This window comes from Methylobacterium sp. Leaf456 (assembly GCF_001425465.1).
Classification (GTDB): Bacteria; Pseudomonadota; Alphaproteobacteria; order Rhizobiales; family Beijerinckiaceae; genus Methylobacterium.
Genome location: NZ_LMQV01000040.1, coordinates 152629 through 168503 on the forward strand (window position 1 = coordinate 152629; position 15875 = coordinate 168503).

The following is a 15875-nucleotide window of genomic DNA, read 5'->3' on the forward strand; positions in this document are numbered from 1 at the left end:
AGCCGTTCGAACACCGAACCATCCCGACGGCAGCACAGGACGCTCCGGCTTCCGGCCCGATACGGAGGGCCGGTCGCCGCGCATCCATGCGGGACGTGAGGCCGGACGACAGCCTTCCCCGCCGCGTGCGCGCAACGTTAAGAAAAGGGGAAGGACCATGGAAACCTACACCGATGTCCTTTCGGGCAAATGCCCCTTCGGCGGGGACCGCATCGGCGGCACGTTCGCCGCGCCGCCGACGCTGGAGCAGTGGTATCCCGACCGCCTGAGGGTCGAGACGCTGCACCAGAACGGGCCGCAAGCCGACCCGCTCGGGCCCGACTTCGACTACAAGGCCGCGTTCGAAGCGATCGATTATGAAGCGCTCAAGGCCGATATCCGCGCGTTCCTGACAAGTTCGGTGTCGTGGTGGCCGTCGGATTACGGCAATTACGGCCCGCAGATGATCCGCATGGCCTGGCACTCCGCCGGCACCTACCGCATCGCCGACGGGCGCGGCGGCGCGGGCGAGGGCCTTCAGCGCTTCGCCCCGATCAGCAGCTGGTGGGACAACGGCAACACCGACAAGTCGCGCCGCCTGATCTGGCCGATCAAGCAGAAATACGGCAACGCCCTGTCCTGGGCCGACCTGATGGTGCTGACCGGCACCGTCGCCCTGGAGATCATGAACTTCCCGACCTACGGCTTCGCGGGTGGTCGGCGCGACGCCTGGGAGGCGGACAACGCCACCTATTGGGGCCCGGAGCTGTGGGACCCGCACAACGTCAAGTCCTCCGACGAGATGGTGAACCGCGACAAGCGCTGGCGCGGCCAAAACGGCGACCCGGACTACGATCTGGAGCAGCCGCTCGCGGCCTCGCACCAGGCGCTGATCTACGTGAACCCGGAAGGCCCCTACGCCAGCGGCGACCCGGCGGCCTCCGCGCACGACATCCGCGTCACCTTCACCCGCATGGCGATGAACGACGTGGAGACCGTCGCCCTGATCGCGGGCGGCCACGCCTTCGGCAAGAGCCACGGCATGGTCAAGGCCGACCGGATCGGCCCGCCGCCGGAGATCGCCCCAATGGAGGCGATGGGCCTCGGCTGGCACAACCCGGAGGGCAAAGGCTCCGCCGAGCAGACGATGACGAACGGCATCGAGGGCTCGTGGGTCCCCAACCCGACGACGTGGGACAACGACTACCTCACCAACCTCTTCAAGTTCGACTGGAAGCAGACCAAGAGCCCGGCCGGCGCTCTGCAATGGGAGCCGACCGACGCGGACGCGCCGCGCACCCCCGACGCGCACGTGCCGGGCCAAACCCACCCGCTGATGATGATGACCAGCGACATCGCGCTGAAGGTCGATCCGGTCTATCGCGAGATCTGCCTGAAGTTCCTCAACGACTTCGACCTCTTCACGCACGAGTTCTCGAAGGCGTGGTACAAGCTCACCCACCGCGACATGGGGCCGAAAGAGCGCTACCTCGGCCCTGAGAAGAAGCTCGAGAACGAGCTGATCTGGCAGGACCCGATCCCGGCGCTCGACCACCCGGTGATCGACGCCTCCGACATCGCCGCCCTCAAGGCGGAGATCCTAGGCAGCGGCCATTCGGTGTCGGATCTCGCCTTCACGGCGTTCTCGTCGGCCTCGACCTACCGCAAGAGCGACAAGCGCGGCGGCGCCAACGGGGCCCGCATCGCGCTGGCCCCGCAGATCGGCTGGTCGGTCAACCGGCGGGCCGTGCCGGTGATCGAGACGCTGCGGGGCATCGCCTCCGGCTTCAACGGCAAGGCCTCGGGCGGCAGGAAGGTGTCGCTCGCCGACCTGATCGTGCTCGGCGGCTGCGCCGCGGTGGAGAAGGCGGCCCAAGATGCGGGCGTCGACGTCACCGTGCCGTTCGCGCCGGGGCGGATGGACACCACGTCCGAGCTCACCGACGAGGCGAGCTTCGAGTGGCTGAAGCCCGTGGTCGACGGCTTCCGCAACTACATCGACGACCGCTTCGCCGAGATCACGCAGGGCAAGGTCGCGCCCGAGCAGGTCTTCCTCGACCGGGCGAACCTCCTGGCGCTCACCGCCCCCGAATGGGTCGTGCTCACCGGCGGCACCCGCGCGCTCAACCTGAACCACGACGGCTCGAACCACGGCATCTTCACCGACCGCGTCGGCGTGCTGACGAACGACTTCTTCACCGTGCTGACTAGCATGGATTACGCGTGGAAGAAGGCGGACGAAGCCGGCCTGACCTTCACCCTCGACGACCGCGAGAGCGGGCAGACGCGGTACACGGCCACCCGCTGCGACCTCGTCTTCGGCTCGAACGCGCAGCTCCGCGCGGTGACGGAAGTCTATGCCGGCACCGACGGTCACGCGCGCTTCGTGCGGGACTTCGTGAAGGTGTGGGACAAGGTGATGAACCTCGACCGGTTCGACCTGCGGGTCTGATCCGAAGGCCCTTGCGAGGAACGCGGGCGGCCGGTCGGCCGCCCGTTTTCCGTTCGAGGCGGCCACCCCTCGACAATCCCCGCCATCCGTCCGAAGGAGAGGCGGGGCAGGGCGCGGGGAGCGGGTCGCGCATGAGCGAGCACGTCATCGTCGAGGACCGTGCGGACGGCGTGCGGCTGATCCGGATGAACCGTCCGGAGAAGAAGAACGCCCTGACCGGCGCCATGTACGACGCCCTGCGCGAGGCGCTCGCCGAGGCGGATGCCTCCCAAAACATCGGCGCCGTAGTGCTGGCCGGGCTGCCCGGCGCCTTCACCGCGGGCAACGATCTGGCCGACTTCGTCGCGGCGGCGAAGGGCGGCTCGTTCTTCGACATGCCGGCCCTGCACTTCATCCGGCAGCTCGCCCGCACCCGCACGCCTTTGGTGGCCGCCATCGACGGGCTCGCGGTCGGCGTCGGCACCACCCTGTGCCTGCATTGCGACCTCGTCTTCGTCGGGCCGCAGAGCCGCTTCCGCATGCCCTTCGTCGAACTCGGCCTCGTGCCGGAGGCCGCGGCGAGCTACCTGCTGCCGCGGCGGATCGGCACCGCGCGGGCTTCCGCGCTGCTGCTCCTGTCCGAGGTTTTCGACGGCGAGACCGCCGTCTCGCTCGGTCTCGCCAACGCGCTGCTGCCCTCGGAAGAGGTGGAAGCCCGCGCGCTGGAAAATGCCGCCCGGCTCGCCGCCCTGCCGCGGGAGGCGGTGGCGGCGACGCGGGCGCTGATGCGCGGCGATCAGGCCGCGGTGGAGGACGCCATCGAAGCGGAGGCCGCCGCCTTCTCCGAGCGGCTGGCCTCGGACGAGGCGCAAGCCGCCTTCGCCCGCTTCCTGTCCGGCGCGCGCAAGCCGTGACGCGTCCGCTCCAGGGCAAGGTCTGTCTCGTCGCCGGGGCCTCGCGCGGGGTCGGGCGGGGGATCGCGCGGGGCCTCGGCGAGGCCGGCGCGACCGTGATCGTCACCGCCCGCTCCTCCGAGACCGGGCGGCGCACCGAAACCCGCCCCGAGACCATCGAGGACACCGCCCGCGCCGTCGATGCGGCAGGCGGCGAGGGGCACCATTACCTGTGCGACCACACGAGCGAGCGGCAGGTGGACGAGCTGGTCCACTGGGCCCTGCGGCGCTTCGGCCGGATCGATGTCGCGGTCTCCAGCGTCTGGGGCGGCAACGAGGGCTATGACGGCGAGCGCTATCCCGACGGCGCGACCTGGGGCACGCCGTTCTGGCGCCGCTCGGCCGAGCCGTTTTCCGGGTTTCTCGGAACCGGCCCGTATCCCGGCCTGCTGCTCGCCCGAGCGGTAGCGCCCGCCATGGTCTCGGCCAAAAGCGGCCTGCTCGCCTTCGTCTCGTTCGGCACCGAGGATTATCTCGGCGATCTCTATTACGACCTCGCCAAGTCGGTCACGAACCGCCTCGCCTTCGCCTGCGCGGCGGAACTGAGGCCGCACGGCGTCTGCGCTTTGGGCCTCTCGCCGGGTTTCGTCGCGACCGAACGGGTGCGCGACGCCGGCCAGACCGAGATGGCGACCGAGAGCCCGCTCTATGCCGGCCGCGCGCTCGCCGCGCTCGCCGCCGACCCGGACGTGCTGGTACGCGCCGGCACCATCCTCCATGCCGGGGACTTGGCGCAGGCCTACGGCTTCACCGACGAAGACGGGCGCCGGCCGGAGCGCTTCCGCATCGTGAGGGACGCATGAGCCTGAAGGGAAAGACACTGTTCATCACCGGCGCCTCGCGCGGCATCGGGCTCGCCATCGGCCTGCGCGCCGCCCGCGACGGCGCCAACGTGGCGATCGCGGCCAAGACCGACACCCCGCACCCGAAGCTGGAGGGCACGATCCACACCGCGGCCGAGGCGATCGAGCGGGCCGGCGGCCAAGCGCTTCCGATGGTCGTGGACGTGCGCGACGAGAACGCCGTGAAGGATGCCCTCGACCAGACCGCAAAAAAATTCGGCGGGATCGACATCGTCGTGAACAACGCCAGCGCGATCTCGCTGACGAACACGGCCAACACCGAGATGAAGCGCTACGATCTGATGCATCAGATCAACGCGCGCGGCACCTTCGTGGTGAGCAAGCACGCGATCCCGCATCTGGAGAGGGCCTCGAACCCGCACATCCTGATGCTGTCGCCCCCCCTTGATATGGCGGAGAAGTGGTTCGCGCCGCACCTCGCCTACACCATGGCGAAGTTCGGCATGTCGCTGTGCGTACTCGGGCTTTCGGGCGAACTCAGGGGCAAGGGCATCGCGGTCAACGCCCTGTGGCCGCGCACCACCATCGCCACGGCGGCGGTGCGGAACCTGCTCGGCGGCGACGCCCTGATGCAGGCGAGCCGCACGCCCGAGATCATGGCGGATGCCGCCCACGCCCTGTTCCTGAGGCCGGCCCGCGAGACGACGGGCCGCTTCCTCATCGACGACAGCTTCCTGGCGGAGCAGGGTGTCACGGACTTTTCAAAATACCGCGTCACAGCGGGCGTCCCCCTTGCGCCGGACTTCTTCGTGCCGGATGCGAGCGAGCCGCCGCCCGGCGCGTTCGACTAGAACCCAGTTCCGAGTCCGCCCTTGATCTTCATCCACCAGCCGGTCGCCGGCGGCGCGCAGACCCTGCTGGAGCGCCGCCCCCTCGAATTGCAGGACGCGATCCCCGACGACACGGTCTGGCTCGACATGATCCGCCCGACCCGCGAGGAGGACGTGAAGGTCGAGTCCTTCATGGGCATTCAGGTGCCGACGCGCGAGGAGATGAAGGACATCGAGCCGTCCGAACTCCTCTACGTCGAGGAGGGCGCCCGCTACATGACCGGCCGCGTGCTGTCGAAGGTGAGCGATTCCGACGAGCCGGGGCTCGCCGGCATCACCTTCATCCTGCGGGGCAACCGCCTCGTGACGGTGCGCTACGAGGAGCCGCAGGCGTTCAGCATGTACGCGCAGCGCGCCGGCCGCACCACGGGCAACGGCCCGGCCCGCTCGACCACCGGCGAGACCATCCTGGCCGGGCTGATCGAGGCGGTGATCGACCGCGCCGCGGACGTGCTCCAGCTCCAGGGCGAGCGCATCGACCGATTGTCGCGAAAAATCTTCGAGGAGCGGGACGACCCGTCGGCCCGCAACACCGCCTTGCAGGACACCTTGCGGGCGTTGGGGCGGCACGGCGACCTGATCTCGAAGCAGCGCGAGAGCCTCGTCTCAATGGAGCGCATCCTGCTCTCGCTCTCGGCGACCTACCGCACCTCCAAGGCGCCGCGGGAGCTGCGCGAGGACGTGCGCTCGACCTTGCGCGACCTGCAATCGCTGGAGGAGCATGCGACGTTCCTCTCCTCGAAAATTCAGTTCTTGCTCGACGCGACGCTGGGGCTCGTGAATCTGGAACAGAACAACATCATCAAGCTGTTCTCGGTCATGGCGGTGGTGTTCATGCCCCCCACCCTGATCGCCTCGATCTACGGCATGAACTTCGAGATCATGCCGGAGCTGAAATGGCACTTCGGCTACCCCTCCGCCGTGGTGATGATGGTGGTGGCCGCGGTGCTGCCCTACGTGTTCTTCCGCTGGAAGAAGTGGCTGTAGGACCTGCTTTTTTACAGGCGCCCGGCGTCCGGTTCATCCCCTCTCCCCGCCGTGCGGGGAGAAGGGGGAGCCGTGGCGCCCGACGGACCAATCGAACACCGTCGCGACCGCCGAGAACCCACCGCCGTGGCCTTCGCGCAATTGCCTCGCCTGTGGAAAACCGGCAGGGATGTTGCCTGCACACGGCTCCCTTCCCTCGACAGCCTTCGATCCGAATCGAACCATGACGCTTCCGACGCGCCGTCCCGTCCGCATGCGGGCGCTGCTCGCCCCGGCCTGCGCCGCCGCCCTGCTGGCCGCCCCGGCCCCGTCACCGCTCGTCGCGCCCGCCGTGGCGCAGGAGGCGGCCTCCGCCGTCCAGGACCTCGTCCTCGACAACGTCACGCTCAGCTTCGGCGAGACCAGCGTGAGCGCCCCGCGGGTGGCGGTCAGCGGCACGCGGCTGTCGAAGGAGGAGCTGCTCGCGATCTTCCAGAGCGACGCCAAGGAGAGCTGGGGCACGCGCCTCCAGCGCCTCGACGCGGGCAGCCTGACGATGCCCGAGCTTCGGGTCGAGCGCCGCGGCGACAAACGGCAGATCGTGACCTACCGCGACGTGACCGCGCGCAACGTCCATGGCGGACGCATCAGCGAGCTGACGGCGGCGGGCGCGACGCTCTCGGTCGAGGGCGCGGCCGGGCAGCCGGCCAAGGCCAGCGGCAGCTACGGCAAGATCCGGGCGGAGGAGGTCGATCTGACCGCGCTCGCCCGCCTCTACGCCGAGGCCGGCACCGCCCGTAGCGGCTTCCAGCGGCTCTACGCGTCGCTCGCGGTCGAGGCCATCGCCTTCATCGACGAGCGCGGCACCACCGTCTCGATCGCGCGGCTCACCGGCCGCGACCTCGCCGGGCGCCAGACCCCGGCGACGTGGTCCGGCGCCGTCGAGTCGCTCGCCGGCGCAGACCTGTCGCAGCCCGATCCGGGCAAGCGCGCCCGCGCCGCCGGGCTCATCGCCGATCTGGCCGAATCGGTCTCGGTCGGCAGCCTGGAGGCGAGCGACATCGCGGTGAAGGAGATGAAGGGGCCCGATCCGCTCAACTTCGCCATCGGCAAGTTCGCCTACACCGGCAACGGCGCCGAGGCCGGCGTGAGCCTCGCCGATCTGTCCTTCGGCTCGGCGGAGGCCCGCGGCAAGGTCGGGCGGCTCGGCCTCACCGGCTTCTCGCTGGAGCCGACCATCGCCACCCTGCGCCGCCTCGCCAAGGGTGCGCCTGACAAGGGCGCGCCGGACAAGCCCGCCGACCCCAAGCCCGGCGAGAAGGCCGCGCCGGTGCCGCCGTCCGCCGACCCGGCGGCGCAGGAGGCGGAGCTGCGCCGCCTCACCCCGGTGATCGGCACCCTGACCCTGTCCGATCTGAACCTCGATGTCGCAAGCCATGGGCGGGACCCGGCGATGAAGGCCGCGCCGATGCCGATCGGCGTACGCGGCGGCAGCATCACCTTCGCCCCGCCGAAGGACGGCGTGCCGACCGCGAGCCGCCTGTCGCTCTCGGGGCTGACGCTGCCGGCGAGCGCGGTCGAGAGCGTGCCGGGCCTCGGCTCGCTCGGCCTCTACGGCTACCGCGACCTCGACCTCGACGTGATCGCCGACACCGCCTGGAACGAGGGCACGAAGGAGCTGTCCTTCAACGAGCTGTCGCTCACCGGCAAGGACATGGGCCGGCTCCGCCTCAACGCGACGCTGGGCGGCATCGGCCCCGACGTGTTCGATCCCGATGCCGCGGTCTCCGGCTTCGCCATGCTCTCGGCCACCGCCAAGGCTCTCGACCTGACCCTGGAGAACGGTGGCCTGTTCGACCGCTTCATCACCGCCCAGGCCAAGACGCTGAGCCTCAAGCCGGACGAGCTGCGCAAGGAATACGTCACCGCGAGCGTGATCGGCGTCCCGGTCATCCTCGGCAACTCGGCCGCCGCCAAGGCGATCGGCGCGGCGATGGGCAAGTTCGTGTCGAAGCCCGGCACCTTGTCGATCAGCGCCAAGGCCAAGAACGGCGACGGCCTCGGCATGGTCGACGTCAGCACCGCACCGACCCCGGCCGCCGTGCTCGACAAGCTCGAGGTGAACGCCAAGGCGGAGTGAGCCGACAGGCCGGAGGCGTGGGGCGGAAGAAGCGTCAATACGCGCTTTGTCCCGCCCGCGGCCTCCTGTGCTGCTTGTGTTCGCGCAAGGCGATCCCTAGGTTCGCCCCAATTCACAGGTTCAGGAAAGGCACCGCCGCCATGGGGCCGCGGTGCAGGAGGTTGCCATGGGCAGCATGAGTGTCTGGCACTGGGTCATCGTGGCGGTCGTCGTCATGCTGCTGTTCGGCCGCGGCAAGGTGTCCGAGCTGATGGGCGACGTCGCCAAGGGCATCAAGGCGTTCAAGAAGGGCATGGCCGAGGACGAGACCGCGCCGGGCGCCAACAACGCCGTGCCGCCGCCCTCGGCCGGCGAGCCGGTGCGCACGCTGCCGCCGCAGCCCACGACGCATGCCGGGCCGCAGCAGACCCACGTGCCGGCGGGCGACCACAAGGCGCTCTGACGGACGTAACGCGCCGCGACGCCGCGAGATCGGCGTCGCACGGGATGGCGCGGACGGCACGACCGTCCTAATCAGGCGCGGACCCGCGGGACGGACGCTGCAATGCTGGACATGAGCTGGGGCGAGGTGATGCTGATCGGCGGCGTCGCCCTGATCGTCATCGGACCCAAGGACCTGCCGAAGGCGCTGCGCACGTTGGGGCAAGTGACCACCAAGGTTCGCCGCATGGCGGGCGAGTTCCAGCACCAGTTCAGCGAGGCGATCCGCGAGGCCGAGCTCGACGAGGTGCGCCGCGACGTCGAGGGCGTGAAGCGCACGGTCGATGCCGCCAAGCCGGGCTTCAACCCGGTCGACACCATCCGCAACGAAATCCGCAGCGCCGTCGAGGGCCGCACGCCTACCGCTCCCGCGCCCGCCTCTCCACCCATGGAGACCGGCAGCTTCGACGTGCCGCGCCCGAGCGCCGAACAGCAGGCCACTGCTGCTCCCTCCACGGCCAGCAAGACCGAGACAGGCCCGACTCCATGACCGAAGAGCGTGACGAGGCCGAGATCGAGGCCTCGCGGGCGCCCCTCCTGGAGCACCTGATCGAACTGCGCTCGCGACTGATCAAGTCGCTGATCGCCTTCATCATCATGTTCTTCGGGTGCTTCTTCTTCTCGAAGAACATCTACAACATCCTCGTCCATCCCTACGTCTCGGTGGTCGGCGCCCCGAACGCCGAGCTGATCGCGACGCACTTCCTCGAACAGGTCTTCACCAACATCAAGCTCAGCGTGTTCGGCGCGGGTTTTTTGGCGTTTCCGGTGATCGCGACGCAAGTCTACGCCTTCGTGGCGCCGGGCCTCTACCGCAACGAGCGGCGGGCGTTCCTGCCCTATCTGGTCGCCACGCCGATCTTCTTCATCCTCGGCGCGCTGGTCGTCTACTTCCTGGCGATGCCGCTGCTGATCCAGTTCTCGGTCTCGCTGCAGCAGATCGGGCAGGAGGGCGAGGCGACGATCAAGCTGTTGCCGAAGGTCGACGAATACCTCTCGCTGATCATGACGCTGATCTTCGCCTTCGGGCTGGCGTTCCAGATGCCGGTGATCCTGACCCTGCTCGGCCAGATCGGCGTGATCGACGCCGCCTTCCTGCGGGAGAAGCGGCGCTACGCCATCGTGCTGGTGTTCGTCGCCGCCGCCGTGCTGACCCCGCCGGACGTGATCTCGCAGCTCTCGCTCGCGCTCCCGATGCTGCTCCTCTACGAGGCCTCCGTCTTCTCGGTCGCCCGCATGGACAAGATCCGCGCCGCGCGCCGTCGGGCGGACGGGATCGAGGACTGAGGCGAACGCGACCCGATCGGCGAGACGATGGCCGATCACCCCCGCGAATGCGGGGCGGCGGGCCTCCGACGGGTGCGGTGGCCTCGGCCACCGCCACTCGGCGTAAGCGGAAAATAAGATCGCTTGCGCGTCACTATGTCGTGCGCAAGCTGGATGCTGAGAACCTCCGCCCCATAACCTCCTCCGAATCCAAACCGGAGGAGACGACATGAGACGGACGATGTGGACGGCGCTCGCGGTCGCGGCGATGACGAGCCTCGCCGGCAGCGCCTACGCGGCGCCTGAACTGCAGCGAGTGCGCGGCACGGTCGAGAAGAGCGACGGCGGCACCCTCACGATTAAGACCAACGAGGGCGGTACCCAGAATGTGCAGATCGAGGGCGCGACCTTCGCCTGGGTGGTGAAGTCGAGCCTGGACCAGATCAAGGACGGCGTCTTCATCGGCACCGCCACCAAGGGCGACAACCCGCCGACCGCGCTGGAAGTCGTGCTGTTCCCGGAAGAAATGCGCGGCACGGCCGAGGGCCACTACGCCTGGGACGCGATCCCCGACCAGACCGGCGGCGGCGCCGCGGTGAAGAGCTCGATGACCAACGGCACCGTGAAGGCCGGCGGTGCCAGCGCAGGCGGCGCCCCGAAGGTGAAGAGCTCGATGACCAACGCCACCGTCACCGGCAACACTGCGAGCGGCGGCGCGGGCGAGCGCACGCTCACCGTCACCTACGACAAGGACGGCTCGAAGACGATCGTGGTGCCGCCGAAAGCCCCGATCGTCGCCTTCGAGAAGTCCGACAAGGCGGTGCTGACGCCGGGCGGCAAGGTGTTCGTGGTTGCGGCCAAGGACGGCGACAAGCTGACGGCGAAACTCGTGGCAGTCGGCAAGGACGGCCTCACCCCGCCGATGTGATTCTTTTCAAGTTATCGGCGCCCGCCCTTGCATCGGGCGGGCGCCGTCGGTGTCGTCAAGACCGTCCCTGGGCGAGGCTCAGGGACGGTTTTTCTTTGGTCCGCATCACAGCCGTCGCGGCCAAGCCGAGCCCGATCAGCGACACCACCGCCGCCAGCACCGGCAACTCGCGATAACCCGCCCCCAGCGTCAGCGCAGTGCCGCCGAGCCAGGCGCCGGCCGCGTTGCCGAGGTTGAACGCGCCCTGGTTGAGGGTCGAGGCGAGGTTCGGGGCGTCGCTCGCCGCCTCCACCACCCAGACCTGAAGCGGCGAGACCAGCGCGAAGGCGAGTGCGCTCCACACCACCAGCACGGCCAGCGCCGGCACCGGGTGGGGAGCCACGAAGGCGAGGACGAGGAGCACCACGACAATTCCGAAAAAGCTGCCGAGCACGGTGCCCATCAGGTTGCGGTCGGCGAGCCAGCCGCCCGCGAGGTTGCCCACCGTGAGCCCGACGCCCGCGGCGAACAAAGCCCCCGTGACGCCGCCTGCCGTCAGCCCGGTCACGTCGGTGAGGAACGGCGCGATGTAGGTGAAGACGGTGAAGAAGCTCACCGAGGACAGGGTCGAGACCAGCATCGGCCGCAGCACCGGCCAGCGCCCGAGCGCCCGGAACTCTTTTGCGAGGCCACCGCGTGTGCCCGGCATCCCGCTGGGCAGAGCGAAGGCGATGGCGGCGCCCGCCGCGAGGCCGATGCCGACCACGGCCCAGAAGGTCGCACGCCAGCCGAGCGCCTGACCCAGCGCGGTGCCGAGCGGCACGCCGAGCACGTTGGCGAGCGTCAGCCCGGCGAACATCAGCGCCACGGCCTGCGTGCGCTTCTCCTTCGGCACGAGGTCGCGGGCCACGATGGCACCGATGCCGAAGAAGGCGCCGTGGGCGAACGCAGTCGCGACGCGGGCCGCCATCAGCGGCCAGTAGCCCGGCGACAGGGCGCAAGCGAGGTTGCCCAGAGTGAACACCGCCATCAGGGCGAGAAGCGCCGCCTTGCGCGGCAGCCGCGCGGTCGCCATCGCGACGAGCGGCGCGCCGATCACCACGCCCATGGCGTAGCCGGAGACGAGATGGCCCGCCTGGGGGATGGTGACGGAAAAATCACGCGCCACCTCGGGCAACAGCCCCATGATGACGAACTCGGTGGTGCCGATGCCGAACGAGGCGACGGCGAGCGCGAGGATCGGAAGCGGGAGCATGGGGCTCCTTGGAACACGGGGGAGGGCGCGATGGTGCGCTGCGGCAAGACCGGTAGATGGCCGCTTCAGCGGGTCCGTGGACCGGGAGGGGGCGGGACGCAGGGCTGCGCACGGGGCAGGGCTGCGGCTTCCCGCGGGAGCGCCGATGCCGTAAATCCGCGGCGAGTCACCCCAAAAGATACCCGCGGACGCCATGATACGCCTCGACAAGATCGGCAAGCAGAACGGCCGGCAGCTCGTCTTCATCGAGGCCTCCGCTGCGCTGCAGAAGGGCGAGAAGGCCGGGCTCGTCGGCCCGAACGGGGCCGGGAAGACCACCCTGTTCCGGATGATGACGGGCGAGGAGCCGCCGGATGAGGGCCAGGTCTCGACCGACCGCGGCATAACCATCGGCTATTTCAGCCAGGACGTCGGCGAGATGGCCGGCCGCTCCGTCGTCGCCGAGACCATGGCCGGCGCCGGCCCCGTCAGCGTGGTCGCGGCGGAGCTGAAGGAGATCGAGGCGGGCCTCGCCGACCCGGACCGGGCCGACGAGATGGAGGCGCTGATCGAGCGCTACGGCGAGGTGCAGGGCCGGTTCGAGGAACTCGACGGCTACGCGCTGGAGGGCCGGGCCTACGAGGTGCTGGCGGGGCTGGGCTTCAGCCAGGAGATGATGGACGGCGATGTCGGCAAGCTGTCCGGCGGCTGGAAGATGCGCGTGGCGCTCGCCCGCATTCTCTTGATGCGCCCCGACGTGATGCTGCTCGACGAGCCGTCGAACCACCTCGACCTCGAAAGCCTGATCTGGCTCGAGGCCTTCCTGAAGAACTACGACGGCGCGCTGATGATGACCTCGCACGACCGCGAGTTCATGAACCGCATCGTCACCAAGATCGTCGAGATCGACGGCGGCAGCCTCACGACCTATTCCGGCGATTACGGCTTCTACGAGCAGCAGCGGGCGATGGCCGACACGCAGGCCCAGGCGCAGTTCGAGCGCCAACAGGCGATGCTGGCGAAGGAAATCAAGTTCATCGAGCGCTTCAAGGCCCGCGCGTCACACGCCGCGCAGGTGCAGAGCCGGGTGAAGAAGCTCGACAAGATCGAGCGGGTCGAGCCGCCCAAGCGCCGCCAGTCCGTGGCGTTCGAGTTCCAGCCCGCGCCCCGCTCCGGCGACGACGTGGCCATGCTCAAGGGCATCCACAAGAAGTACGGCAGCCGCATCGTCTACGAGGGGCTCGACTTCTCGATCCGGCGGCGCGAGCGCTGGTGCGTGATGGGCATCAACGGCGCCGGCAAGTCGACGCTCCTGAAGCTCATCACCGGGACGGCCGCGCCCGATGCCGGCACGGTCACGGTCGGCGGCAGCGTGAAGCTCGGCTATTTCGCCCAGCACGCCATGGACCTGCTCGACGGCGACGCCACCGTGTTCGGCGATCTCGAAGCGTCCTTCCCGCAGGCCGGCCAGGGCTCGCTGCGGGCGCTCGCGGGCTGCTTCGGCTTCTCGGGCGACGACGTGGAAAAACCCTGCCGGGTGCTCTCGGGCGGCGAGAAGGCCCGCCTCGTGATGGCCAAGATGCTGTTCGACCCGCCGAATTTCCTCGTGCTCGACGAGCCGACCAACCACCTCGACATCGGCACCAAGGAGATGCTGATCGACGCGCTGGCGCAGTTCGAGGGGACGATGCTGTTCGTCTCCCACGACCGCCACTTCCTCGCCGCGCTCTCCAACCGCGTGCTGGAGCTGACCGCCGACGGCGTGCACCAGTACGGCGGCGGGTACACGGAATACGTGGCGCGCACCGGCCAGGAGGCACCGGGGCTGCGGGGGTAAGCGGCTTTCCAATCGCCCCCGGCGCAGGACGAGGCTCGGCGATCCATTCTGAACCACCCCCACCCCGAACCCCTCCCCACAAGGGGGAGGGGACGGCCCGTCGTGAAGCGTCGAGCATCACCCGAAACCATCCTTCGTTCTTCACAGCGAACGCGCGGCAATCGAGGCGGACGAAAGCGTCGATCCCGACAGGTGTGGTCGCGCAGAGGCGCCGCGAAGAACTTTCCCCTCGGCCTCCCGACCGCAGGCAATTCTTTTCCGGCCCGGTCCAACAACGCAAGATCGATCCGTTGATCCTAGGCCCCTGGGTTCATTACATTTCCCCTCAACGACACACCTTCATTCCGCACAACGAACGGCCTTCTTCGCCCCGCCGGACGGCGCGCCCTCGCGCCGGCTGACGGGAGAGGCGTGCCTCCGCTGCGGGATCAGCCAGCAGGACGGATGCCTCGCATGCCCACCCGGATCGTCGCCTTCTCGGGCAACACGCACCGCCCCTCGCGCACCCGCACTCTCGTTGAGGCGGTGGCGGCCGAGGTGGCCCGCCTGCGCCCGGTCGAGCTCAAGGTCTTCGATCTGGTCGATGCCGGCACCGGCATCGCCGTTGCGAGCCGCTCGGCCCTGCCGCTGCCGGCCGCGCGCATCGTCGAGGCGATCGAAGGGGCGGACGCGTTGATCGTCGGCTCGCCGGTCTACAAGGGCAGCTATGCCGGCCTGTTCAAGCACCTGATCGACTTCGTCGGCCCGGAGACGCTCGTGGGCAAGCCGGTGGTGCTGACCGCGACCGGCGGCGGCCCGCGCCACGCGCTCGTGGTCGAGCACTCGTTGCGCCCGCTCTTCGGCTTCTTCTCGGCCCACACCGCGCCGACCTCGGTCTATGCCGGCGACACAGAGATCGCCGACGGCAAAGTCGCCGACGATGGGGTCCAGGCCCGTGTCGTGCAGGCCGCCGCGGAACTCGCCCGGCTGATCGACGCGTCGGCACCCAGCGAGGCGCTGCCCCGCGCCGCCGCGCGCTGAGGCGGACGATGCTCCACCGCCGCCATCTCCTCGCCGCCGGCCTTGCGACCGCTCTGGTGCCGCGGGCAAGCCGCGCCGCTGAAGCAGGTGTTCTCCGCATCGGCTACCAGAAGAACGGCATCCTCGCCGTCGCCCGCGAGCAGGCCGCCATCGAGGCGCGGCTGAAGGGGCAGGGCGCGACCGTCCGCTGGGTCGAGTTCTCGTTCGGCCCGCCGTTGCTGGAAGCGCTCAATCTCGGCGCCATCGATTTCGGCCAGACCGGTGACGCGCCGCCGATCTTCGCGCAAGCCGCGGGCGCCAACCTCGTCTATGCCGCCGCCCAGCCGAACGGCGGCTCGGGCGCGGCGATCCTGCTGCCGAAGGGCTCGACCATCGGTTCGCTCAAGGAGCTGAAGGGCAAGCGGGTCGCCTTCGCCAAGGGCTCGTCCTCGCACAACCTCATCGTGGCCGCCCTGGAAAAGGCGGGGCTGACCTACCGCGACATCACTCCCGTGCTGCTGAGCCCCGCCGACGGCGCCGCGGCGTTCGCGGGCGGCACCGTCGATGCGTGGACGGTGTGGGATCCCTACTTCGCCATCGCCGAACAGGGGGAGGGGGTGCGCGTGCTGGCCCAGGCTCCCGAGATCACGCCCACCAACAACTTCTTCCTGGCCAACAAGACCTTCGCCGACGCGCAGCCCGCCCTCCTCGACGGCGCGCTCGCGGCACTCGGCGAGGTCGCGGTCTGGTGCGAGGCCAACCGCGGCTCGGTCGCCGCCAGCCTGTCGCGCATCACCGGCGTGCCGCTCGCCGCCACGCGCCGCACGGTGGACCGCATCCGCTACGTCATCGCGCCGATGGACGAGGTCGTGATCGCCGAGCAGCAGCGCATCGCCGATCGCTTCCACGGCCTCGGCATCATTCCCCGCCCCATCCGCGTCGCCGACATCGTCGGACGTCAGCGCAACACCAACAACGGATGAGCCCCAC

Annotated in this window: 14 protein-coding genes; 13 read left to right on the plus strand and 1 reads right to left on the minus strand. The window is 69.5% G+C overall.

The genetic code is table 11. The features are described 5' to 3' along the window. The first annotated feature begins 157 nt into the window (after positions 1 to 157). The 10 genes from katG to ASG52_RS17890 all read left to right on the plus strand — a co-directional run bounded on the left by katG (position 158) and on the right by ASG52_RS17890 (position 10836). On the plus strand, positions 158 to 2431 hold the full coding sequence (katG, locus tag ASG52_RS17845; protein ID WP_056246191.1) for a catalase/peroxidase HPI: 2274 nt from the start codon (positions 158 to 160) through the stop codon (positions 2429 to 2431). Positions 2432 to 2562: 131 nt separating this feature from the next. Continuing rightward, positions 2563 to 3324, plus strand: a complete 762-nt coding sequence (locus ASG52_RS17850; protein WP_056246193.1) for an enoyl-CoA hydratase-related protein — start codon at positions 2563 to 2565, stop codon at positions 3322 to 3324. Next, complete coding sequence (locus tag ASG52_RS17855) at positions 3321 to 4166, plus strand: SDR family NAD(P)-dependent oxidoreductase (protein ID WP_056246195.1); 846 nt, start codon at positions 3321 to 3323, stop codon at positions 4164 to 4166. Before ASG52_RS17850 ends, ASG52_RS17855 begins: the two co-directional genes overlap by 4 nt. Further along, positions 4163 to 5017, plus strand: coding sequence for an SDR family oxidoreductase (locus tag ASG52_RS17860; protein WP_056246198.1), 855 nt, complete (start codon positions 4163 to 4165; stop codon positions 5015 to 5017). Before ASG52_RS17855 ends, ASG52_RS17860 begins: the two co-directional genes overlap by 4 nt. 21 nt (positions 5018 to 5038) lie before the next feature. Then, positions 5039 to 6043 (plus strand): magnesium transporter CorA family protein, encoded by a 1005-nt coding sequence (locus ASG52_RS17865; RefSeq protein WP_056246201.1) that lies wholly within the window; start codon positions 5039 to 5041, stop codon positions 6041 to 6043. A 223-nt stretch (positions 6044 to 6266) separates the two neighbouring features. Next, the gene (locus ASG52_RS17870) at positions 6267 to 8162 is read left to right on the plus strand and encodes an aq_1923 C-terminal domain (protein ID WP_200945630.1); all 1896 of its coding nucleotides are present in this window, start codon (positions 6267 to 6269) and stop codon (positions 8160 to 8162) included. Between the two features lie 166 nt (positions 8163 to 8328). After that, positions 8329 to 8604 carry a twin-arginine translocase TatA/TatE family subunit gene (locus ASG52_RS17875; RefSeq protein WP_056246206.1) on the plus strand — a complete coding sequence of 92 codons (276 nt, stop codon included), beginning with the start codon at positions 8329 to 8331 and terminating at the stop codon, positions 8602 to 8604. Between the two features lie 102 nt (positions 8605 to 8706). Further along, the gene (gene tatB / locus ASG52_RS17880) at positions 8707 to 9132 is read left to right on the plus strand and encodes a Sec-independent protein translocase protein TatB (RefSeq protein ID WP_056246209.1); all 426 of its coding nucleotides are present in this window, start codon (positions 8707 to 8709) and stop codon (positions 9130 to 9132) included. Beyond that, a complete protein-coding gene (gene tatC / locus ASG52_RS17885; protein WP_056246211.1) occupies positions 9129 to 9929 on the plus strand; it encodes a twin-arginine translocase subunit TatC in 801 nt (266 codons plus the stop codon). The genes tatB and tatC overlap by 4 nt, the downstream gene beginning before the upstream one ends. Before the next feature lie 208 nt (positions 9930 to 10137). Further along, positions 10138 to 10836, plus strand: a complete 699-nt coding sequence (locus ASG52_RS17890; protein ID WP_056246213.1) for a hypothetical protein — start codon at positions 10138 to 10140, stop codon at positions 10834 to 10836. 55 nt (positions 10837 to 10891) lie between these two features. On the opposite strand, the gene ASG52_RS17895 is transcribed toward ASG52_RS17890, so the two are convergent. Further along, positions 10892 to 12070, minus strand: a complete 1179-nt coding sequence (locus ASG52_RS17895) for an MFS transporter (protein WP_056246216.1) — start codon at positions 12068 to 12070, stop codon at positions 10892 to 10894. A gap of 193 nt (positions 12071 to 12263) precedes the next feature. Here ASG52_RS17895 and ASG52_RS17900 point away from each other — a divergent pair, with 193 nt between their 5' ends. The 3 genes from ASG52_RS17900 to ASG52_RS17910 all read left to right on the plus strand — a co-directional run bounded on the left by ASG52_RS17900 (position 12264) and on the right by ASG52_RS17910 (position 15868). Then, positions 12264 to 13886, plus strand: a complete 1623-nt coding sequence (locus ASG52_RS17900; protein ID WP_056246219.1) for an ABC-F family ATP-binding cassette domain-containing protein — start codon at positions 12264 to 12266, stop codon at positions 13884 to 13886. A 453-nt stretch (positions 13887 to 14339) separates the two neighbouring features. Next, complete coding sequence (msuE, locus tag ASG52_RS17905; protein WP_056246222.1) at positions 14340 to 14906, plus strand: FMN reductase; 567 nt, start codon at positions 14340 to 14342, stop codon at positions 14904 to 14906. Positions 14907 to 14914: 8 nt separating this feature from the next. Beyond that, on the plus strand, positions 14915 to 15868 hold the full coding sequence (locus tag ASG52_RS17910; protein ID WP_056246225.1) for an aliphatic sulfonate ABC transporter substrate-binding protein: 954 nt from the start codon (positions 14915 to 14917) through the stop codon (positions 15866 to 15868). Positions 15869 to 15875: the final 7 nt, after the last annotated feature.